This is a genomic window from Bradyrhizobium sp. CAR08, assembly GCF_052871955.1.
On sequence record NZ_JBIXJX010000013.1, the window covers coordinates 153,914 to 173,505 of the forward strand.

The 19,592-nt window shown below is 62.1% G+C and carries 23 protein-coding genes, 1 tRNA gene and 2 pseudogenes; 3 read left to right on the forward strand and 23 right to left on the reverse strand.

Annotated elements, in window-relative coordinates; all coding sequences use genetic code 11:
* Positions 1-133: 133 nt before the first annotated feature.
* The 6 genes from ACIPUD_RS26125 to ACIPUD_RS26150 all read right to left on the reverse strand — a co-directional run bounded on the left by ACIPUD_RS26125 (position 134) and on the right by ACIPUD_RS26150 (position 3,902).
* Positions 134-808 carry a hypothetical protein gene (locus ACIPUD_RS26125; protein WP_446481811.1) on the reverse strand — a complete coding sequence of 225 codons (675 nt, stop codon included), beginning with the start codon at positions 806-808 and terminating at the stop codon, positions 134-136.
* On the reverse strand, positions 795-1,298 hold the full coding sequence (locus ACIPUD_RS26130) for a hypothetical protein (RefSeq protein WP_446481812.1): 504 nt from the start codon (positions 1,296-1,298) through the stop codon (positions 795-797). Before ACIPUD_RS26130 ends, ACIPUD_RS26125 begins: the two co-directional genes overlap by 14 nt.
* Positions 1,282-1,587 carry a hypothetical protein gene (locus ACIPUD_RS26135; RefSeq protein WP_446481813.1) on the reverse strand — a complete coding sequence of 102 codons (306 nt, stop codon included), beginning with the start codon at positions 1,585-1,587 and terminating at the stop codon, positions 1,282-1,284. Before ACIPUD_RS26135 ends, ACIPUD_RS26130 begins: the two co-directional genes overlap by 17 nt.
* 226 nt (positions 1,588-1,813) lie before the next feature.
* Positions 1,814-2,152, reverse strand: a complete 339-nt coding sequence (locus ACIPUD_RS26140; RefSeq protein ID WP_007591172.1) for a P27 family phage terminase small subunit — start codon at positions 2,150-2,152, stop codon at positions 1,814-1,816.
* 116 nt (positions 2,153-2,268) lie between these two features.
* Positions 2,269-2,784, reverse strand: a complete 516-nt coding sequence (locus ACIPUD_RS26145) for an HK97 family phage prohead protease (protein WP_446481814.1) — start codon at positions 2,782-2,784, stop codon at positions 2,269-2,271.
* A 164-nt stretch (positions 2,785-2,948) separates the two neighbouring features.
* Entirely contained in the window at positions 2,949-3,902 is a 954-nt protein-coding gene (locus ACIPUD_RS26150) for a hypothetical protein (RefSeq protein ID WP_446481815.1), read from the reverse strand.
* A 619-nt stretch (positions 3,903-4,521) separates the two neighbouring features.
* On the opposite strand from ACIPUD_RS26150, the gene ACIPUD_RS26155 reads away from it, so the two are divergent.
* Positions 4,522-4,905: a hypothetical protein gene (locus tag ACIPUD_RS26155; protein ID WP_446481816.1), complete on the forward strand. Its 384-nt coding sequence runs from the start codon at positions 4,522-4,524 to the stop codon at positions 4,903-4,905.
* Positions 4,906-5,031: 126 nt separating this feature from the next.
* On the opposite strand, the gene ACIPUD_RS26160 is transcribed toward ACIPUD_RS26155, so the two are convergent.
* The 12 genes and pseudogenes from ACIPUD_RS26160 to ACIPUD_RS26215 all read right to left on the reverse strand — a co-directional run bounded on the left by ACIPUD_RS26160 (position 5,032) and on the right by ACIPUD_RS26215 (position 13,265).
* Positions 5,032-5,505, reverse strand: a complete 474-nt coding sequence (locus ACIPUD_RS26160; RefSeq protein WP_446481817.1) for a hypothetical protein — start codon at positions 5,503-5,505, stop codon at positions 5,032-5,034.
* A gap of 374 nt (positions 5,506-5,879) precedes the next feature.
* On the reverse strand, positions 5,880-6,278 hold the full coding sequence (locus tag ACIPUD_RS26165) for a hypothetical protein (RefSeq protein ID WP_446481818.1): 399 nt from the start codon (positions 6,276-6,278) through the stop codon (positions 5,880-5,882).
* 179 nt (positions 6,279-6,457) lie between these two features.
* Positions 6,458-7,834 (reverse strand): annotated as a pseudogene (locus ACIPUD_RS26170) (AAA family ATPase).
* Positions 7,815-8,075, reverse strand: coding sequence for a hypothetical protein (locus tag ACIPUD_RS26175; RefSeq protein ID WP_446481819.1), 261 nt, complete (start codon positions 8,073-8,075; stop codon positions 7,815-7,817). Before ACIPUD_RS26175 ends, ACIPUD_RS26170 begins: the two are co-directional and overlap by 20 nt.
* Positions 8,076-8,136: 61 nt before the next feature.
* The gene (locus tag ACIPUD_RS26180; protein WP_446481820.1) at positions 8,137-8,343 is read right to left on the reverse strand and encodes a helix-turn-helix transcriptional regulator; all 207 of its coding nucleotides are present in this window, start codon (positions 8,341-8,343) and stop codon (positions 8,137-8,139) included.
* A gap of 205 nt (positions 8,344-8,548) precedes the next feature.
* Positions 8,549-8,626, reverse strand: a tRNA-Pro gene (locus ACIPUD_RS26185).
* A gap of 110 nt (positions 8,627-8,736) precedes the next feature.
* Complete coding sequence (locus tag ACIPUD_RS26190; RefSeq protein ID WP_007611070.1) at positions 8,737-9,315, reverse strand: MerR family transcriptional regulator; 579 nt, start codon at positions 9,313-9,315, stop codon at positions 8,737-8,739.
* Positions 9,316-9,342: 27 nt separating this feature from the next.
* On the reverse strand, positions 9,343-9,684 hold the full coding sequence (locus ACIPUD_RS26195; RefSeq protein ID WP_018456841.1) for an integration host factor subunit alpha: 342 nt from the start codon (positions 9,682-9,684) through the stop codon (positions 9,343-9,345).
* A gap of 133 nt (positions 9,685-9,817) precedes the next feature.
* Positions 9,818-10,798 carry a beta-ketoacyl-ACP synthase III gene (locus ACIPUD_RS26200; RefSeq protein ID WP_026233249.1) on the reverse strand — a complete coding sequence of 327 codons (981 nt, stop codon included), beginning with the start codon at positions 10,796-10,798 and terminating at the stop codon, positions 9,818-9,820.
* Positions 10,795-11,856: a phosphate acyltransferase PlsX gene (plsX, locus tag ACIPUD_RS26205; RefSeq protein ID WP_018456843.1), complete on the reverse strand. Its 1,062-nt coding sequence runs from the start codon at positions 11,854-11,856 to the stop codon at positions 10,795-10,797. Before plsX ends, ACIPUD_RS26200 begins: the two co-directional genes overlap by 4 nt.
* Positions 11,857-12,153: 297 nt before the next feature.
* Positions 12,154-12,717 (reverse strand): YceD family protein, encoded by a 564-nt coding sequence (locus ACIPUD_RS26210; RefSeq protein ID WP_446481821.1) that lies wholly within the window; start codon positions 12,715-12,717, stop codon positions 12,154-12,156.
* Positions 12,714-13,265 (reverse strand): ubiquinol-cytochrome C chaperone family protein, encoded by a 552-nt coding sequence (locus tag ACIPUD_RS26215; protein WP_085383899.1) that lies wholly within the window; start codon positions 13,263-13,265, stop codon positions 12,714-12,716. The genes ACIPUD_RS26210 and ACIPUD_RS26215 overlap by 4 nt, the downstream gene beginning before the upstream one ends.
* A gap of 98 nt (positions 13,266-13,363) precedes the next feature.
* Between ACIPUD_RS26215 and ACIPUD_RS26220 the strand changes: the two genes are divergently transcribed.
* Positions 13,364-13,849, forward strand: coding sequence for an outer membrane protein assembly factor BamE (locus ACIPUD_RS26220; protein WP_018456846.1), 486 nt, complete (start codon positions 13,364-13,366; stop codon positions 13,847-13,849).
* An 85-nt stretch (positions 13,850-13,934) separates the two neighbouring features.
* Entirely contained in the window at positions 13,935-14,936 is a 1,002-nt protein-coding gene (locus tag ACIPUD_RS26225; RefSeq protein ID WP_026233252.1) for a Bug family tripartite tricarboxylate transporter substrate binding protein, read from the forward strand.
* A gap of 79 nt (positions 14,937-15,015) precedes the next feature.
* Here ACIPUD_RS26225 and ACIPUD_RS26230 read toward each other — a convergent pair whose 3' ends face one another.
* The 5 genes and pseudogenes from ACIPUD_RS26230 to ACIPUD_RS26250 all read right to left on the reverse strand — a co-directional run bounded on the left by ACIPUD_RS26230 (position 15,016) and on the right by ACIPUD_RS26250 (position 19,547).
* A complete protein-coding gene (locus tag ACIPUD_RS26230) occupies positions 15,016-15,279 on the reverse strand; it encodes an acyl carrier protein (protein ID WP_085353407.1) in 264 nt (87 codons plus the stop codon).
* Positions 15,276-16,754 carry a hypothetical protein gene (locus ACIPUD_RS26235; protein ID WP_026233253.1) on the reverse strand — a complete coding sequence of 493 codons (1,479 nt, stop codon included), beginning with the start codon at positions 16,752-16,754 and terminating at the stop codon, positions 15,276-15,278. Before ACIPUD_RS26235 ends, ACIPUD_RS26230 begins: the two co-directional genes overlap by 4 nt.
* A 35-nt stretch (positions 16,755-16,789) precedes the next feature.
* On the reverse strand, positions 16,790-17,314 hold the full coding sequence (locus ACIPUD_RS26240; protein WP_446481848.1) for an AMP-binding enzyme: 525 nt from the start codon (positions 17,312-17,314) through the stop codon (positions 16,790-16,792).
* A pseudogene (locus ACIPUD_RS26245) lies at positions 17,306-18,342 on the reverse strand (AMP-binding protein); the annotation flags it as partial. The pseudogene ACIPUD_RS26245 and the gene ACIPUD_RS26240, both read right to left, overlap by 9 nt.
* Entirely contained in the window at positions 18,339-19,547 is a 1,209-nt protein-coding gene (locus ACIPUD_RS26250; protein ID WP_446481822.1) for a methyltransferase, read from the reverse strand. The gene ACIPUD_RS26250 and the pseudogene ACIPUD_RS26245, both read right to left, overlap by 4 nt.
* Positions 19,548-19,592: the final 45 nt, after the last annotated feature.

Sequence of the window (19,592 nt, forward strand, 5' to 3'; positions counted from 1 at the left end):
TTCGACTTTGTTGCGAGGCCTGCACGAACACGGGATCAAGGATGCCCAGTCCCGCGCGCGTCCGGCGGTGGTTCGGTCATGTCCGGTGGGAGGTTGCCGAGATTTAGTTTCATTGGAGGCTCACGAGTCATCATCACGCGGCCAACTTCGCCCCGACGACATCATCGTTCCAACGATGAATGATGCGCGTGGCAATAGTCTCTGCCGAAATGGTCGTGATCTGAGCGAAGCCGCCCACCCAACACGGTTGGCGCCCCGCCTCAAAGTCACGTCGAGCAATCTCACGCTGCGCCGTTAGCGCGGCAACCGCATGGCCGTCCAGGGTTGCCGGCGCCTTCTCTATTGCCGCACGGATCTCCTGCTCATCCGCCTCGGTGTTGCAAGGGCACGGGTTAAAGCCGCGCGGAAAATCGATCAGGCGCCACGGCTCGATGTGCTCGCTACCGGCCTGCAGCGTCGTCATCCGGAAACCGGATGGACCACGCTGTTCTGAGATTCCCGCGACCGAAACTTCAAATGAACTCGCAGCACCCATTGCGGACATCCGGTCATTCAGCTCCTTAAGCGTGGGACCGATCGCCTGCTTGAAGTCGTCAAAGCCGCTTGCCGCCATCGTCGATAGAGCCAGCGACACGGCCTGGAAAACCACGAATTGCTCAGCGCGGATTGTTGCGGCGGCTTTGAACTGCGGCAATAGAATCGCCTTGTTGCAAATCGCAGCGATTGTTTGATCTGCTGTGTTCCAAACAAGCCCGTCCGAGACGAGATGTGCGCCGTCTGACGCGATAATCATGTTAGCTGCGGACATTGTAGAATTCCTCGAATTGAAAGTTGACTTGTCGTGCGGCACTCACATGGAGCGAGCCGCCAATTGCGAGGCCCGCGCCGATAGCCGTGCCAAAGCCAGCCGAGAGCGACAGGGAAGTGGCAATTGCGCCGCCCAATGGGCCGGCAAACGCAGCCACGGCCACCAGCGCCACCAAGCCGATGACCTGCTTGGCGCCGCCATTGCCCCCAAGCGGATAGGAGACAAACCGCACATTATCCTTGGCGCCAATGCGACGACGGCGCCAATCGCGGCGTAGAACAGCCTCGCCGTCAATCTCAAGGATGGTCGGCAAGCCCTTCTTGAACTGCCAGCCATACTTGCTGTCACGCGTCGCCCAGCCAGTCCGGCGCAGGAAGGCCGTCACGGTCTCACGCGGCAGCGGCTCCACGCGCGCGACTTCAACACCCGGCATGACGAGATGCAGGACGGGGGTGCGCTTGAGGGTGTGGCGCTTAGTTGAGGATGTCATCGGCTTCTTTCAGCAGCTGCGCCCGCAGATCGAGCACGACCTGGAGCGGCTCGCGGTCGCAGCCCAGCAACGATCTCGGCACTCGATCCAGCGGACTGGCCCGGAATTTCGAGCGGCCCAGCGCTGCGGCCAATTCGATTTTAATATCGCGCAACGCACACGGATCGCGTTCGCGCATGCCCTGCCGAAACAGGGCAACGGCCTCGCTGGTTATGTGCGACGTTCTGCGCCGCCGATCTCGTTTCGACCGCGCGGGCATCAAGGCGGCCCAAAAGTGGTCAATGCCCATGGCGGCCTTAGCGCTGGATGGCGCGGAGGCAGCGTCCGCATGAACTCGGCACCCCGGCGTTGCCAGGCTGCGCGCGCAACCTCCAGATCCGGTCTGTCGTACGCGTCAAGGATGATGCCGGCGCCTTCGAGGTCGCGATCAAAATCAAATTGACATTCGAACACGCTTCTCCACTCTTCGAGGCCAGCCGCCTGCTTACGTCTATTCTTGCGCGCTCTGACCGGCATTAGCGACGAGCCCCATAATCTGCGGTTCTCGGCGCGCGCGGCGCCTCTGGCCCGTCGACCCCATCAAGCGCCAGCTCCCGCAGCAATCGGGCGAACGAAATCCGGGCGTTTTGCAGGATACCGACCTCCGGCCGCTCCTTCGGCTGGCCGAAGCGATCGAGAAAGGTCTGCCCGTCACGGTCAAGAACTTCACGCGCGGTCTGCGCCTGGTCCCAAGCTTCCGCCGCCAATTGCAGCAAACGCAAGTGATGCGGCTCCAGCTCGAAGTCCGCGACAACACTTGCCCACCATTTCCGGGTCGCGGGCTTGAGGTGCGAGGGTGGTTTTGGGGTGGTCAATTAAGCCTCCAGATTTTTATTTTGAACCGGGGCACCCATCTCGCGCGTTCGAGGATGGCGCCGGTCTCCGAGGGCGATGGCGGCCGAAAACCGCTACACCCCTCCCCCTACTCGGCCTACAGCATGCCGCGGGCGCGCATGGCTTCACGCCTTGCGGCTATCCGACGTTGAGCTGCGGTGTTGTTGCTGGATGCCCGGCTAATCTGGGCCGAGGTGCCGCTGCCATATGCGCCCCACAGAACCAAACTGATCTCGAAAAGCTTAGCCTCAGTAATCAGCCGCTTCGGAATGTCCCCATCGTCAGTCCATTCCTCAACCACGGGCGTGAATGAGACGCTGACCTCCGTGACTGTGCCATTACCCACCGTTGCCAAGGCCTCCTGCCCCAACGGCGCGTCAGGATTGGGCTCTAGCGAGTAGTAGAGTCCAATTGCGTCCGAACGCAGCTTGAGGCTGCCGTTGCTGACACGCCCCAGTGGCCTGCTAGGATCATGTGCCCATAGCGCGGCGACATCTGGATTTTGCGCGAGGTGCTTGTCAAATGCACCGCGCGCAAATCTCTCTTCGAAGACACCCGCGATTATCGCGGGCTGACGCCATGAAATTGCAAAGCCGGAAATAGTATCAGCCATTTCGCTGCAACGCCTTCAATCGCCTTTCGCGCTTCGCTTGCATTAGCTTGCGTGCAATCACCGCCGGAGAGTCGGAGCATTCGGAGTGTCGGCTTTCGCCAGGCATCTTGACGCTTCGTCGGACTGGCTTTCTGTCCGCCGTGTCAGAAGTCCGTTCTGCGCCCTTAGACATTGTGACCCGCCTCGCGCGCTTCCTTCAGAAAATAGAAAACCTTGCCTTCACGTCGATCGCCTAGGAAATGCGCGCGCACAGGGCGCAAGTAGGCCAGGTTCACATCTTCCCGTTCAATGTCGTCAAGCAGCGCGTCATGCTGTTCGCGCGCAGTCTCCAGAATTTTGGCAGCAGCACACACCGCACCGAGACGCCGCTGATATTCATGATGCATGGTGTCGCAAACGACTTTGCTTGCACCATTGCGAGCCTCATCCATGCGTCTGCGGATTACCTCTTGGGCTGCTTCGATATTGTCCATCGAAGTCGCGACTTCACGCATGCGCTGCGACATCAGCGTCAGCTTATCTGGACTATCGCCCAATAGCGCAGCTACACCAGGCGAAAGACGTTGACCGCCGGCAGCCTTCTCGGCTTCGATGTCACCGCTAAGTTTAGACCGCTCCCCGCTCAGCTCACGGTACCGGTCGCTCAATTCCTGTCGTTTTTCGACTAGGCCGGCGTATTCCGGGCTTGCTTCCGCCAAGCTCGGCACGCGAAACGATTCAGTGTCTTTCTTCTTCAAAATTGCCACTAGGCAACCCTCCCAAACAAATTGTCCAAAATCCGCAATCACACTCACCGGTAGCGTCGTCGCACTGCGATGCCCCGGCCGCTCCCAGTGCGCAGCGTTGGCGCCTGCAGCTCGGAAACGGCTCACGCCATTCGGCTGATTGATGACAATTTCCGGCCAGCCGCGGACGAATTCGACGGTCGAGCGCCTCGCATCGGAATCGCCGCCGCGAGCCACCTCAACCAAGAGTTCGAGTGCGTCAAAGCTTGTGCGCGGAATGGAGTTCGGCGCATCGCTAGGGACGACGGTGCCGCCTGGGACGAGGCCGGCATAGGTTGCGAGGTCGTGCTCTGCGAGCCGCAGCTTGCTGGTGACCGCGATCGCTACGATCAAACGAAGCGCGTCGGTGTCGCTAAGTTCGGGCGGCCGAGACGGACCACCGGTTGGAATTACGTTCGCCTCGGAAAGACGTCGAGCGATGTGTTTAACTCTCGGGGGTCAAAACCGAGGGCTTCGACGGCCGCGAGAACATCGGCAAGTGTTGCCACTTTTCAGATTCCTTTTTCGAAAGTGTCGATTGGAGGGGGAAATAAAAAGCCGCTTGGCGGCTCACGGCACTACGCCGGAAAAAGGACGCCGGCCGAAACCGGCGTCAAAGTCTTGCACAACACGTCGGCGCAAAATCTGGCGCTAAAGACTAAAGGGTTTGGGAGCCTTGGGAGCGTACACAACCGAGCCCCTTGCCCATAAACGCGCGCTTCCGGCGCTCAATGGTCTCTTGGTGTTCATGACAAAACAAAGCCCGGCCGGAGATCGAGTCCCCGGCCGGGCCTTGTTGAAGACTGGGCTGATGGAGGAGAAGGACCGGCCCAGTGATCGACACGATGGACACGCTCGCTCTCCCTTCCTTGATCTACGTCAAGGCACCCGTATCAGAAGGCGCGCTCGATCCCCCCGCATGACGAAGCCAGACCTGGCATTGTGCGCCACGGTCCAACGCAAGGAGCAAGCCATGATAAATCTGAAAGTTCTTGGCGCGGTCGTTATTGCGGCATCCGCCCTGTCCAGCTCTGCTGCACTGGCCCAGGCGGCTCTCTCCAATCCGGACGAATGCCAGGCTGAATTCGCCAACTGCACGGGTCTTGGAACCGGGACTACCCCCGTCTATCGATATGGGCGAACGGCGCATCGCCATCCGGTGGCGGCGGCCGCTACCGTCGGCGCCTGGGGCAACTCCTACGCCATGTCCGGCGGGATGGGGTACGGCGGCGGGATGGGGTACGGCCAGAACGGCTGGTACGGCAACTGGAGTTCGTATGCTACCCGCAACGGCATCACCTGCAGGCCCGGCACCAATTTCAAGGGTGCTGACGGTCTCCAGCATCTCTGCCAATAGGTCGTCCGCTCTGAGGCTAAATTAGGCGGCCCCAAAATGGCCGTCTGACACTTGGCACCAAACCCGACACGCATTCTGTCGGGTTTGGCGTCCTAACGGCAAAGCGGACGCTATGGAGTACGCATGTTAAGCCGCAGCCTGCTCATCGCCGCCTATGGCCACGTTCAGCGCAGCTACCGCCGCCCGCACCTCCTTACCCGCCATCCTTGCCGCATATTGGCCCGCAAAGCCGAGATATTCGCCTATCTCGCCTAAGGTGCTGTCAGCGCCGGCCATGTCGAGCACGGCGCACACCTTGTGGCCCAGCTGGCGGCGCAAGGTCTCGGTATCCAGCGCGCGAGCCAACTCCGCTTGGGCATCCGGCATCTCAGCATCCCAGCTCTCAGTATCGGCCTTGTCGCTTGCCCGATGCCGAACCTCGCCGAACCGTTCTTCGGGACTAACCCAGGCGTGCCCGTCCCAGATCTTAACGAGCTTGTTGCCAATCCAGCGCGCCCGTTTGTTTTCGACCGCCCAAATCAGTTGCTTCGCACTGACGTCGACCAACTCGCGGTCCATGTTCGCAAGTACAGGCTGCTCGCCGCTCTCGGCCTTCCTCATCTGGCACCTCATTGTCGTTGGCGGCAGTACGCGGAGGCGCGTTCAGATCGCGCCATAGCCTGAGGCCTGCAAATGTGGCCTCATCCCCCGCCCGCTTGGCCCACGTCACGCAGGGTGGCTGCCCGTGATGCGGCGCGTGTGATGCGGGTGCGGATTCCAACCAGGCGCGGCGGGCGGCAAGGTCGGTGAAGTCGTCGGCCGATCGCGGCCGGTTGTCGTTTGCTGCATTTTTCACGTGAAGTGCACCCATGATGGGTTTCGTTTTTTTGCCGCTTTAGCGGTCGTGGTGTGGCTTGTGGCTGCACACTTTTAGGAAATCGCCCCCATGGCCAACGCGATCAAGCGCTTACCTGAGAAAACAGGCCCCGAGGAAATCAGGGGGGTTGGGTCAGCATGAGGGGATCGAACGCTCCCTCACACCTTTCGGGGCGTAGGTAGGCACCTTTCCTCGCAACACGGCAGGCGTCGACAGCCTCGGCACCGAAGCGCTCTATCAGGACGTGCTGATCAAGCCGTCTGCTGGTCCGGTCTTCCAGCACTACTGCCCATCTGTGGCCCACGAGCTCGGCGCGGCCGGTTTCGAGGATCTCCTGTCTGAGTTCTTCACGTCGCACCTTCAGTCGCCTCAGCGCTGCGTCTACGTCACCGAACTGGTCAGCCAAGGATACGCGCCTGTTGGTCGCAGGAGGTGGCTCCAAGCCGAGATTGCGATGGTACGTCACGGTGGAGGCATCGTCGTCGGCGCTGCTGCGGTGCAGATCGGCATAGGTCATTCTGGATACTTTCTCTGGGCTTCAACAGATTGTTTTCTCTCACCGCCACCCTTTGCAACGTAACCTCCCTCCCACCCCCTAAGGGGGGTGGTAGAGGGTTATAACGTATGCGCGCGCAACCACTTACGATGGGGGTTGCGCAAGGTTGCGCAGGGTTGCGCAAGTCGGGACACTTCTCCCTAACTTACAACCTCAACGTGATCAAAAGATTTCCGCTTTACAGGGTCTAAGCGGGAGACATTTACTAGCCGGCCGAGCGTGATCATCGCGTCGAGAATTGCCTGAACGCGTTCCTTCTCTGGCGTCAGTTTCTTGCTTTCGTCCAGCTCGATACCTAGAACGCTGGCGATCTCATTCCCGGCCCATGTCGACGATTGGTAATTGTATCGGCACTCGCGGTTCCTGATGCCGACCACGATGGCATCGATTTGCCACTGCTCAATCCCGGAGAGGGTCATTTCAGCGCGTTCTTCGGGAGGCGCGTCAGGAGCCATCCACCGCTTAACGGCGGGCGCGTGCTCCTGCGGCCTGCTCATGCCGTCGCCGTTTCCGAGAGGCACGTTTTCGATATGGTACCAGCCGCCAGCCCCGACCTTGGTTAAGTTACCCTTGTCGACCGTCGCGTTGAAGTACTCCCGGCGGCGTGAGTTTGGAATGCCCCACTTCTTGCCCTGCTCCTCGGTGAGAGGATTGATGACGCGAACGACGCGCGCCTTGTCCTTCAGCGCACCGCCACCACGACCAGAATTCGCGGTGACGGGGCCGTCAGCCTTTACGACGTGGTGCGCGAGGTCGACAGAGCAGTTCAGCTTATCAGCTATCGTGACCCAGAGCGTCGCAACCTGCTGAATCGCGCCATTATCGTTCTCGTTAATCGTATGCGTCGATACGAACGGGTCGATGATGATTGCATCGGGTTGGAATTCGCCACCAACTTGAGCGATTCCCTCAACGACTGGATGATTAATCCGGAAGCCCGTTCTCTTATCCTCCATCGCGACAACGAAGCTGGATTCCCTGCCGCTCGACCACATCAAGCGGTCACCGATGTCATCATTGGAGATGCGATGTAGCGCCGCGGCCGTTTCGAATTAGCGCTGAATGAGGTCCGGCGGGTCTTCCGTGTTCACGTACCAGACCTTGAGCTTCTGCCTGTGACCGACCCCAAGAAGATCCCGCCCCGTGACCATGTCTAGCGTCTCAGCAACGAGCAGTGACGACTTCCCTCCTCCGCCGGGGGCGAACAGGGCCGACACGTATTTTCGGACGCGCACTCTGCCATAGACGAACTCAAGCTGTGGCAGAACGGTCGTTCCCACCAGTCGCAGGATCGTGGTCTTGGGACGGACATCATGGGGCACGTTGTCGTTCGCGGGGGCCAGCGATAGATACGTGTGTATCACCGGGCTGTGCGACTCGCCGTCATCGTATTCTGCACAAACCCTTTGGCCTATAACCTCGCGCACGGTCGCGAACCCGAATTGCGAATGCTGTACGCGGTCGCCAACCTGGAAAGGGTTGATCGTGTCGGTGGTATTAGTCGCGAGTGCGGTCATGGGTGCGATGGCTCATCAGCGAGAGTTGGGAAATGGTTGCTTCGGCAATCTTCGCGACAATTTCGCGCGAGAAGGAACATGTGCGGCCACGCTGGGAATTCTGGCCGAATGCCCGATAGGTGCCGTCCTCGGCCCGCGAGATGCGAAGCCCATAAAGCTTGACGCCGTCGATTATCTCGACATCGGCGTGCGCAATTGTGCTGCCTCCCGGAGGTGCCGGGTGGACTGTCAGGATTTGCAAGTGGAGTCCCCTGTTGGGGTTGCCCTATTGGGCGGAGCACCTGGCTGAAGCGCCAGTCATGCTAGGCGGCTTGGGTGCCGCTCTTTGAATTGTCGTTAGCGACCGTGCAGGTCCGCGCCCAACGATCCAATTCATCGGTGCTGTAAACGACTGCTTTTCCGAAACGCATAAACGCAGGACCGTTCGTCCCGTAGCATCTGGCCTTATCCAAGAAAGATTTCGAAAGGCCGAGGTACTCAGCCGCCTCTTGAACCCTGATATTTGCCATGGGTCGCCTCCCGTGGCTGGCGTTGCATGTACCTACTATTGCGCGGCAAGCGGCCGAACACTAAGGGCCGACCTAAACAAATATCGCGGCCGGCTGGGATTGACAGGTGGCGCGGGGAAATTGGCGGGGTGCGCCTAACCGGCTACATTCTGGCTACAAAATTTGTAGCCAGCTTCCAGACTTCCGGCTAAGTCTTTGATTTTATTGGTCGGAGCGAGAGGATTTGAACCTCCGACCCCTAGTCTCCCAGACTAGTGCGCTAACCGGGCTGCGCCACGCTCCGAACGTCGTTCCATTAGCTAGGATCGCCGCTTTGCGCAAGGCGAGGTCACACCATTTTGCTGCCTCCGCCGAAAGGCCCCGGAACTGGCCCAAAGCCGAGGAGAGCCCGCGTCAGGCGTCCTTCAATGCCTGATCCAGCATCTCGCGGCAGGCGATGAGCTCGGCGAGCACCCGTCCGAGGCGCTCCCGGTCGATGGCGCTGGGGCCGGCGGGCGCGGCGGGGGTACCGCCCTTGCGGAAGGTGGTGAGGATTTCCTCGTCGTCGGTCTCGGAGAAGCGGAAGTCGATGCCCTCCTCCTCCTCGCCCTGGTAGTCGTCATCGTCGCTGTCGCGGGCGCCGCGGACGCCGGTCTCCTCCTCGGGCTCCATCAGGCTGGCGCCGACGGCGTCCTCGATGGCGCCGAACGAGACCGCGGCCGCGCTGTCGGCGAGGCCCTGCACCGATTTGACGCCGTGTTCTTTCAGGATCCGCTGCACCCCGCGGATGGTGTAGCCCTCCCCGTAGAGCAGACGGCGGATGCCCTTGAGCAGGTCGACGTCGTCGGGGCGGTAATAGCGGCGGCCGCCGCTGCGCTTCATCGGCTTGATCTGGGAGAATCGCGTCTCCCAGAACCGCAGCACATGCTGCGGAATGTCGAGTTCCTGCGCTACTTCGCTGATGGTTCGGAACGCATCCGGCGCCTTGTCCAAATGCCAAATCCTTATCCAGAGGGCGGATTACGCCTCGGGTTGCGCCTTGCTGGCGTCGCCATTGGTGCGGTGCTGGGCGTTGATCCGCTGCTTCAGGATCGCCGACGGCTTGAACACCATGACCCGGCGCGGCGAGATCGGCACCTCGGTGCCGGTCTTCGGGTTGCGACCGATGCGCTGACCCTTCTTGCGGACCATAAAGGAGCCGAACGAGGACAGCTTCACCGTCTCGCCTTTCTCAAGGCAATCGGTGATCTCCTTCAGCACGAGTTCCACGAAGGCGGACGATTCCGTGCGCGACAGCCCCACCTTCTGGTAGACGGCCTCGCACAGATCGACACGCGTTACGGTTTTACTTTGATCGGTCATCGCCCTGCCCCACATCACGGCGAACAATTGTTGTCTGAAATTATGAGCTTACGTTACGGCGGTCAACAGCGCTCATCAATGCAGGCGCATCGATAATTCGCGCTGATTCGGGCAAAATTTTATGGACTGTGGCTTACCAGCGCACCAGCGCGGAGCCCCAGGTGAAGCCGCCGCCCATGGCTTCGAGCAGAACCAGGTCGCCGCGCTTGATGCGGCCGTCCTTGCGCGCCACCGACAGCGCCAGCGGGATCGAGGCCGCCGAGGTGTTGCCGTGAAGGTCCACTGTCAGCACCACCTTCTCCGGCGCGATATGGAGCTTGTGCGCGGACGCATCGATGATTCGCTTGTTGGCCTGGTGCGGCACGAACCAGTCGATGCTGTCGGCATTGAGCCCGGTCGCCTTGAAGGCATCGACGATTACGTCGGTGATCATGCCGACCGCGTGCTTGAAGACCTCGCGGCCCTCCATGCGCAGATGGCCGACGGTCTGGGTCGAGGACGGGCCGCCATCGACGAACAGCTTCGCCTTGTGGCGGCCGTCGGAGCGCAGATGCGTGGTCACGATCCCGCGGTCGGTTGCGGCATTGCCCGGCTGCTCCTGCGCCTCCAGCACCACGGCGCCGGCGCCGTCGCCGAACAGCACGCAGGTGCCGCGATCGGTCCAGTCGAGGATGCGCGAGAAGGTTTCCGCCCCGATCACCAGCGCGCGCTTGAAGGCGCCCGTGCGCAGGAAATTATCGGCGGTGGCGAGCCCGAACACGAAGCCCGAGCACACCGCCTGGAGGTCGAAGGCCGCGCCATGGTTGATGCCGAGCCCGTGCTGCACGGCGACCGCGCTCGCGGGGAAGGTGTTGTCAGGCGTCGAGGTCGCGAGCACGATCAGGTCGATCGACTGCGCGTCCACGCCGGCGTCCGCGAGCGCAGCCTGCGCCGCCTTCAGCGCCAGATGCGAGGTGAACTCGCCCTCGGCCGCGATATGCCGCTCGCGAATGCCGGTGCGTTGCACGATCCACTCGTCGGACGTGTCAATGCGCGCCGCCAATTGGGCGTTGGTCACCACCTGCTCCGGCAAATAAGAGCCGCAGCCCAGCACGACCGAACGAATTTGAGTCACGAAACAGCCTCCTGCGCGGCCTGCACGGAACTGAGTGCACCACCTTCGCGATTGAGCATCTGATTGATCTTGTTGAGGAGATCGAATTTGACCATCTCATAGCCAACATCGATCGCATAGGCAAAGCCTTCGGCAGCGATTCCGCCATGGCTCTTGACCACGATCCCGTTCAACCCCAGCAACACGCCGCCGTTGGATTTGTTCGGATCCATCTTGTTGCGCAGGGCCTGGAAGGCGTTGCGCGCAAAGAGATAGCCGAGCTTTGACAGCCAGCCCCGCTTCATCTCGTCCCGGAGCAATTCCGCCATCTGCCGCGCGGTTCCCTCCGCGGCCTTCAGCGCGATGTTGCCGCTGTAGCCCTCGGTGACGATGACATCCGCCACCCCCTTGCCGATGCCGTCGCCCTCCACGAACCCGAGATAGTCGAGCTCGGGCAGGTTCCTGGCGCGCAGGATTTCGCCGGCCTCGCGAATCTCCTCATGCCCCTTGATCTCCTCGACCCCGATATTGAGCAGGCCGACCGTGGGACGCTTTTTGTTGAACAACACGCTGGCCATCGCCGCGCCCATGATGGCGAGCGACACCAGATGATGCGTATCGCCGCCGATGCTGGCGCCGAGGTCGAGGACGACGGAATCGCCGCGCCTGGTCGGCCACATGCCGGCAATGGCCGGACGGTCGATGCCCGGCAGCGTGCGCAGGTGGAAGCGCGACATCGCCATCAGCGCCCCGGTATTCCCGGCGGAGACCGCAACATCCGCCTCGCCCTTTTTCACCGCATCGATGGCAAGCCACATGGACGAGGTCCTGCGGCCGCGCCGCAGCGCCTGGCTCGGCTTTTCCTCGCCGCTGACCGCGACATCGGTGTGGATGATCTTCGAGGCCGCCTTCAGCGCGGGGTGGCGGTCGAGCTCGGGTTCGATCTTGGCGCGGTCCCCGATCAGCAGGAATTCGATCTCGCGATGCCTTTGGAGCGAGATGGCGGCGCCTGGGATGACCACCGCGGCGCCGGCGTCGCCCCCCATGGCGTCAAGCGCGATGCGAACCTTGCTTGGCATAAAAGTCCTGGAAACCTGGGTCTGGTGCGGTCTTGAACGAGCGGGGCCGCAAATGGGTTCGCCACGAACATGGCGGTCGGTCAAGCGCCACGCCGCACCCGGACCGGGGCGCGACAATAGCGTTTTGTTATCCCGAAACAACCTCTTGCCCCCAGCCTTTTGCATTCGGGAGCATCGGGCTGCGGACGGACTAATTCACAAGAAGTACATCAAAATCAAACGGATAATCGAGCTTTTCAAACCACCGCCGCAAACATCTCGCCCCGTCCCGAAGCGGTCCTCTGGAGAAGGTGGCACCTATTTGTCTTTCTTCCCGTCCTGAAGTGCCTTCAGGACCGCAAAGGGGTGGTCCTCCGGATCGGGGGCGATAACCTCGGGCTCAAACACGACCCCCGGCTTGCGCGGATAGGGATCGACCGCCAGGAACAGGGCATCGGTGGCAAGTCTCCCAAGGTCGATGATGCCATTGACGATCGCCTCCGGCGGGTCGGCGACCTGCTCCTGATCGTCGTGCCCCTCCTCCATCAGGTCGGCCAGGCGGCGGACCTCGGCCTCGGGGGCGAATATCAGGTCCACCTCCTCGTCGATGTCGCTCTCCATCGGATCAAGCGTGACCACACAGGTCTGGCCGATCCGGGCGCGAACGCGCCCCGTGACCTGGACCCAGTTGCCGCTTTTCGGCACGACATCGAAATCGGCCTGGACCGAGACAACCTCGCGCAAGCCTGCCGTCTCAGCCATGGCCTGCCGCTCGGCGGCCGAGGCCTCGAGCTTGCGATGCAGGCCGGTATCCGGGATCTGTGCAACGATGACGGGCACCCGCCAGGGATCGGGCCCGGATGCTGGTATCGGTCGGGTCATGGCGTGACATCCTCAGGAAGCGCTGGAGGAAACTTGAAGGACGCACCCAGCAGTGCGGCCTCGCCGGTCTGGGCGAGGTTGGCCTCGGCCGCCCTGGCATAGGCCGCGAGCTGCTGCGCCTGGTCCATGCCGGCCCCGTTCAAGATATTCTTGCAGATCGCGGATGCCAGCGCCTCGCCGCCGCCTTCCATGGCCTGATCGTAGGCCTGGACCCGGCCATAAAACGCCTCGCCGAAGGCCCGCATCCGCTTCGGCACGGTCTGGTCGCCTATCCCCATCTCGCGCAGATTGTCGTCCATGTCCTCGCAGAAGCGGTCGAACAGCGCCTGCGACAGCTCGGTGGCGCTTTGGACCGTGCGCAGGCGGCGCAGCAGCAGCCAGAGGTGCAGCAGCAACAGATCGAAACGCCCGTTAACGGTATCCGGCACGCCCAAGTCGCGGTAAAATATGGGTTCTCGCGCCTGCGTCACGATCATGCCATAGATGGCTTCAATGGTGCCCGGCGAGGCTAGGCGGGGTTTCCTGAAGTGATTGAACGGCCAAAGCATTGTGGTTTCCGCAAGCGGGCGCGCGCGTGTTGCATTCAGAGCCTCCGCCCGGTACTTCAGCGCCTCGCGCGACGCAAGGGGACGGAATCAGTTCCGCTATGACGATAACGAACCAGACCAGCCTGCGTGCAGACAAGCCGCGCGGCCTTCATGCACGTTGGCGCGGCTTGCGCCTGTTCGCGGCCGCGGCCCTGGTTGGCGCCGCGCTTGCGGGCTGCACCGGCGAGCAGTTCCAGAAGGGTTACATCCTGCCGCCCGGCGCACTGGAGCAGATCCCGATCGGTGCGAGCCAGGACCAGGTGCTGATCGTGATGGGCACCCCCTCCACCGTCGCAACCCTCGACGGCGAGGTGTTCTATTACATCTCCCAGCGCTCCGAGCGCATTGTCGCCTTCATGAACCAGAGGGTGGTCGACCAGCGCGTCATCGCGGTCTATTTCGACAAGAACCGGCGTGTGCGCCGGCTTGCGAATTACGGTCTCCAGGACGGCAAGATCTTCGATTTCATCAGCCGGACGACGCCGACCTCGGGCCAGGAGATGAGCTACCTCACGCCGATCTTCAAGCTGCTCAGCTTTAACTGAGCCTTCAGCCTGCGGCTTCGTGCGGCTTGCCGTTGCGCATACGCTTCCATACGCTCCTGCAAAATAAGATGCAGGGAGTGGATTCGTGCCTAATCAATTGCTGTCCCGCCGTCGCGTGCTCACTGGCGCTGCCGCTATCTCGGCCGCAGCGATCCTGCCGCGATCGAGCCTGGCGGACTGGAAGCCCACCGAAAACGTCCGCCTCGTCGTGCCGGCTGCCGCCGGCGGTTCGACCGACGTGATGGGTCGGCTTCTGGCGGCGCATCTGCAGGCCGCCTGGGGCCAATCGGCCGTGGTGGAAAACCGGTCCGGCGGCGGCGGTACGATCGGCACGGCCGAGGTGGTCCGCGCCAAGCCGGACGGCCACACCATCCTGATCGGCAATCCCGGCCCGAACGCGATCGCCTACAGCATTTTCAAGAACCTCACCTACAAGCCGGACCAGCTCCAGCCGGTCTCCAACATGATCCGGATCCCGAACATCGTCTCGGCGCATCCCAAGACCGGCATCAAGTCGATCGCCGAGCTGGTCGCCTATCTCAAGGCAAATCCAGACAAGCTCAGCTACGCCTCCTCCGGCGTTGGCCAGAGCCCTCACCTCACCGGCGCTTGGTTCCTGCAGCTCACCGGGCTGAAGATGACGCACATCCCGTTCCGCGGCGCCGGTCCCGCGCTCCAGGCGGCGCTCGCCGGCGACATCCAGATCCTGTTCGACAACCTCTATCCGAGCCTGCCGCAGGTACAGAACGGCACCCTCACCGGCCTCTGCGTCACCACGACGGAGCGCAGCGACCTCGCGCCGAACCTGCCGACCATGCGCGAGAGCGCGCCGGAGCTTGCGGCTTTCGACGTCTCGTCGTGGTTCTCGGTGTTCCTGCCGAAGGGTGTGCAGCCCGCCGTTCTCGAAGCGCTCAACCTTCAAGTGAAGGCGATGCTCGAGCGCGACGACATCAAGAAGAACATCCTGGCCATGGGAGCCCGCGCCGACTACGGCACGCCCGACCAGTTTGCCGCCTTCGTGGACGCCGAGACGAAGAAGTTCGCCGGCATCATCCAGAAGGAAGGGCTGCAGATGGACGTGCAGTAGCTTTCGCATCCGCGGACGCGGCCCAACATGCAGCGCCGGGCCGCGCTTTCGCGGTGAGCGCGTGGCGACACATCGGTTGCTACGCAAGCTCGGCCGACGGCTGTCCCACCAAAGCGGCAATCGCCGAAATCGAGTCCAGGCGCGTCAAATCGAAGCCGATGTCGGAGAAGTTGATCCCGTGGTCGGTCTCAATGCTCATGATCAGCTCGACCGCGTCGAGCGAATCGAGGCGGCCGCTGGTGAACAGCAGATCATCGTCACCAAGCGGCGCGCTGTCGCCCTTCATCAGCAGCCGCTGCACGATGTAGCGTCGCATCTGCGATCTGACTTCATTCGTGGTCATGTCGAGACTCCCAGGAGATAGAACAGGAATTCGGCGCGTTGCCCGAGCGAATGCTCGCGGTCGAGCGGCGCATCGAAGACGTGAATGAGACAAAAGAAGCTCGACACCCACAGGCAAGGCAGCAAGCGGCCACGCAGCCATCCTCGCGGCGCCAGTTGTGGGGCGCGGCGCATCTGCGAGAGCCCGACGCTGATGGCCAGGACAAACGTGTAGAACGCGTGCGATTGCTGACCGACCACGGCACGCCAAAGGCCCATTTCGCCGACGAAATGAATATCGCGGATGAAGTGAAACAGCAGGTTGCCGACACAGGCCGCGGCAAAGGTGGCGAAGAACATGCGAAGCCGGCGATGGCCGCGGAGGCAGCGAACAAAGGTGGGGTAGAAGAAATGGTCGACGAGCAGTTCTTTGTAATAGAAATAGTAGCGATTCCAGAATTCCGCGAGCGTCGTTGACTCCAGAGGCCGGTAGGTGTTGCGCAGCAGGCGAAAGCCGGCAAGTCGCGCCGTGGCGATGATGACGCCGCCGAACACGGTCATGCTCAGCAAGTCCTCGACGAAGAAGCTGACGAGGCTCGCCCATCCGACGAAACGCGGCCAGGGATGGCGCGCGAGATATTGCAGCAGGTTGTCGTCGAACATTGGAAGCTGCAAACGTCCGTGGACGATCTCGACGAGACAGACTCTGACGATGGCGAGCACAAGGATCCAGACCGCAAGCTTGACGCCCTTGAGCTGCGTCACTGCAAGCTCCTCGGGTGTCTTGGCCTCGAAGCGGTCGAGATAAGACAGCCCCTTCCCGAACGGCGTCAGCGACGATCCCCAGAAGGGGTGGAAAACGCTCAGGTGCCGCCACACCGGAGATCGCTTCCTGCCCGCATCGGCCAAACCATAGGCAAGAAACCACAAATAAGGCTGGAACGTCATCAGAAACGACCACAGCAGAACACGCGGCAGGCCGGCCATCATCGTGGCCTGCGTCAGCGCGACGAGTGCCAGGAACGCCAGCAACAGGCTGAGCGTCGGGCGGCGGAAGACCACCGTCCCTGGCCCCTGCATGATCAGCAGGCCCGCGAACAGCGCAAACACGACGACCAGCATGACCGCTTCCAGCAGCGGCTGATGGATCCGGTCGCCGACGCCTTCGTCGATCGTCAGCCGTTCGAGAAAACCGCGGTCGATCAGGAAGCCGCTGCGATAGAGCAGCAACAAGGTTGCTAGCAAGATCAGGACGCGCCGGTACCGGCCGGCATAGGCGCACACCAGCGCGAGTCCCGCCGCTGAAAAATCGATACCTATCTGCCGAAACAAAACCGCGAGCAGTCCGACCGCGCAGCAGAGCAGCACGCGGCCACCGATGTCCTGGACCCCCGCCACGAGCCTCGGGTCCCGATCGATCTTGGGGATCAACCGCCACGACGGCTTCGCAAGAGGACCCGATGGCGCGTAGCCGTAGGGCTGGCTTTCAACACTCATCGGACAACGCGCGCGATCACTACGAGCTGTTGCATCTACGAGGCCCTTGCAACAGCTTCGCCGAGCAGTGACGCTACCGAGCGCCGGTCCGCCTTGCCATTGGCATTGACGGGAATGTCTTCCATCCAGATGAACCGGCCCGGCACCATGTAGGCGGGAAGGTGCGCAGTGCAGTGCTGGCGCAGATCGCTTTCCGCCATTCTTGCACCCGAATACGCGGCCAGCAGCCGACTGGCGCCACTGGCGTCGTGCTGCACCACGGCGAGCGCACGGGTTATTCCCCTGCACGCCATCAGCGCGTGGTCGATCTCCTCCAGCTCGACCCGATACCCCCGAAGCTTGACCTGATTATCCGCGCGACCGCGGAAACGCAGGACGCCGGTTTCAAGGTCGGCCTCCACGAGGTCGCCGCTCCGATAGAGGATCGACCGATAGCCGTCGATCAGAGGGTCCTGACAGAAACGGCGGGCGGTCTCTTGCGGGTTGTTGATGTAGCCGAGCCCTACCCCAGGGCCTCCCAGCCACAACTCGCCGGCAGTGCCCGCAAGCGCCGGCTTCATCTCTTCGTCCAGGATCCGGTAGCTGAAATTGGGATTGAGTCGCCCCAGCGGGGCCAACCCATCCTTGGTCTCAAAAACGGATTCGACGATCTCGAAACCGCTGCAAATGCAGCTCGTCTCGGTCGGGCCGTAGCAATTGATCAGCTTCGCCTTGCCGGCAAACGCGTCGTGGAAACGACGAAGCCGGGCCAGCGGAAACCCTTCACCGCCGAACATGAACCGGCTGACGCTCGGCAGCCAGTTCGGGCTCAGAAGGTGCATGGAGTCCAGGAACATGAAGAGGGTCGGCACGGCGAAGAAGAACGTGCACTGATGCTTGGTGATCTCCGACACCAGCTCTGCGGGGGGGGCCGCCCCTTCTGCGCGTCCAGCGCGACGACCGCCGCTCCGTTCAGGAGGCCGGCATAGATGTCGAAGACCGAATTGTCGAAATAGATCGGGTTGACATTCGTCAGCCGGTCACCGGGTCCAATTCCAAGATCGTTCTTCGCCCAGGCGATCAGGTGAAGCACCCCTTGATGGGGGATGACCACGCCCTTCGGTTCGCCCGTCGATCCCGAGGTGAACATGACATAGGCCGGATCGGCCCCGGTGATCAGGGATGTCAGCGGCAGATTGCCGTCTTCAAGCTGCGACAGGGCAAGACGGAAGGCAGCCCGGGCACTTGCATCGCCGATCAATGTCCGCGGCCCAACTCCCTCGCGCACGCTGACGATCAGCGCGGGCCGACATCGCTCCAGCATCAGCCGGGCACGTTCCTCGGGGGCCGCAGGATCGAGGAAGGCATAGGGTGCTCCGATCTTGATGCAGGCGATCGCGAGCGCATAGGCCTCGGCGATTTTCGGCAATTCAAGGCACACCACGGCGCCCTTGTTGACGCCCCGCGATGTCAACCAGCGCGCCGACCGGTTTGCCAACCGGTTGAGCTCCGAAAAGGCAAAGCTGTCGCCTTCGCACAACAGGGCGACGGCGTCCGGCGAGGACGCAACGGTCTCTTCGAAACGCAGCGCCAGATTATGGGCGGTCATACCGACGCCTCGATCAATTCATTGTCGCCGGGATTGCCCGGCGCGTTCGACGAGGCCTGCACGATCTCGGCAAGATCTCGCTGGTTGAGCGCGATCACGGCCGCGGGCAATTTCGCGTCCGGAAACTGGGCCTGCAACACGTCCCCGAGCTCCATGCCGAGATGCTGAAGGAACGCGGCGGCCATCGGATCGGTCGCCAGCGGCCTGCCCTCACTTGCCCCTTGCTTCATGTCCGGCACGAGGCTGCTGTTCTCGCTGCCAGCTGAAGCAGCTTCGCCATCGACACGCAGCACCACGTCATAGCGATAGCGGGTCAGTTCGTAGCTTGATCCGCGCTTGAGCAGGATTTCCGCACCCGATATCCGCCGGATGGATCCGGAAATGCCCTGAAAGTAGCGGGGGGCGATCACCAACTCGCGCTCCTGGGCGATCGACAGGAAGATCTTTCGCGCGAGCGCGGCATCCGTGGCTCCCGAAACTTTCGCGGATTGAGCTTCGCGATGGAAGACCGGCAGGAGCTCGAGGTTACGAACGTCGCCGACGAAGATGTGCCCCCCAGGAGCCACTAGGCCTGCGGCTTGCTCCAAGACTACGTGCAGGTATTCGATGCCGGGAAAGTATTGCACGACCGAATTTAGCACCACTGCATCGAACGAATTCAGCGGCAAGCCGCTCAAATCGGCGGCTTCCCGCTCTAGAAACTCGACATGCCGAAGCTCGGGCTTCGACTGCGCGAACGCACGCAGCCGCTGAACGGCCACCGGCGAGAGGTCGGTCCCGCAATATACGTCACAGCCGGGCGCGAGCTTTTCGACGAGCAAGCCGACGCCGCACCCGATCTCCAACAACCGCCTTGCGCCAAGAGCACGAATTTGCAGGATCGTATGATCGAGCCAATCGACCATATCGGGTTCGGGAATGGGCCTGTTGGTGAAGTTGCTGGTCCAACCGACGAATGACGGCACAACACCGTCGGCGTCATGGCGATATGCTTGATCGAAAGCGCGACGCCATTGCGCAACTCTGCGATCCGACTCGGCCTGGAGACGCTTCGCCTTGCCGGCGCTCAGATGATCGGGGTCAATCGCGACGAAAGCGACCTCGGACTGACCGCCGTGGCCAGGCTCGGCGCTGAGGAAAGCATCCGCCACGCCCGGATGCGCCATCAATGCCCGCTCAATCTCGTTCACAGGCCGTGCAGGCAACGAAACCTCCCTCTCGCGGACGGCAGCAGCGAACCCCTGAGCATG

Excerpts from the sequence above, each read along its gene's own strand:
- ACIPUD_RS26230 (WP_085353407.1), bottom strand. The coding sequence starts at position 15,279 with ATGACCACGAATGAAGTCAGATCGCAGATGCGACGCTACATCGTGCAG.
- ACIPUD_RS26160 (WP_446481817.1), bottom strand. The coding sequence starts at position 5,505 with ATGAGGAAGGCCGAGAGCGGCGAGCAGCCTGTACTTGCGAACATGGAC.
- ACIPUD_RS26235 (WP_026233253.1), bottom strand. The coding sequence starts at position 16,754 with ATGAGTGTTGAAAGCCAGCCCTACGGCTACGCGCCATCGGGTCCTCTT.
- plsX (WP_018456843.1), bottom strand. The coding sequence starts at position 11,856 with ATGCCAAGCAAGGTTCGCATCGCGCTTGACGCCATGGGGGGCGACGCC.
- ACIPUD_RS26130 (WP_446481812.1), bottom strand. The coding sequence starts at position 1,298 with ATGACATCCTCAACTAAGCGCCACACCCTCAAGCGCACCCCCGTCCTG.
- ACIPUD_RS26155 (WP_446481816.1), top strand. The coding sequence starts at position 4,522 with ATGATAAATCTGAAAGTTCTTGGCGCGGTCGTTATTGCGGCATCCGCC.
- ACIPUD_RS26165 (WP_446481818.1), bottom strand. The coding sequence starts at position 6,278 with ATGACCTATGCCGATCTGCACCGCAGCAGCGCCGACGACGATGCCTCC.
- ACIPUD_RS26180 (WP_446481820.1), bottom strand. The coding sequence starts at position 8,343 with ATGGCAAATATCAGGGTTCAAGAGGCGGCTGAGTACCTCGGCCTTTCG.
- ACIPUD_RS26135 (WP_446481813.1), bottom strand. The coding sequence starts at position 1,587 with ATGGGCATTGACCACTTTTGGGCCGCCTTGATGCCCGCGCGGTCGAAA.
- ACIPUD_RS26210 (WP_446481821.1), bottom strand. The coding sequence starts at position 12,717 with ATGACCCGACCGATACCAGCATCCGGGCCCGATCCCTGGCGGGTGCCC.
- ACIPUD_RS26215 (WP_085383899.1), bottom strand. The coding sequence starts at position 13,265 with ATGCTTTGGCCGTTCAATCACTTCAGGAAACCCCGCCTAGCCTCGCCG.
- ACIPUD_RS26240 (WP_446481848.1), bottom strand. The coding sequence starts at position 17,314 with ATGAAGCCGGCGCTTGCGGGCACTGCCGGCGAGTTGTGGCTGGGAGGC.
- ACIPUD_RS26195 (WP_018456841.1), bottom strand. The coding sequence starts at position 9,684 with ATGACCGATCAAAGTAAAACCGTAACGCGTGTCGATCTGTGCGAGGCC.
- ACIPUD_RS26220 (WP_018456846.1), top strand. The coding sequence starts at position 13,364 with ATGACGATAACGAACCAGACCAGCCTGCGTGCAGACAAGCCGCGCGGC.
- ACIPUD_RS26125 (WP_446481811.1), bottom strand. The coding sequence starts at position 808 with ATGTCCGCAGCTAACATGATTATCGCGTCAGACGGCGCACATCTCGTC.
- ACIPUD_RS26145 (WP_446481814.1), bottom strand. The coding sequence starts at position 2,784 with ATGGCTGATACTATTTCCGGCTTTGCAATTTCATGGCGTCAGCCCGCG.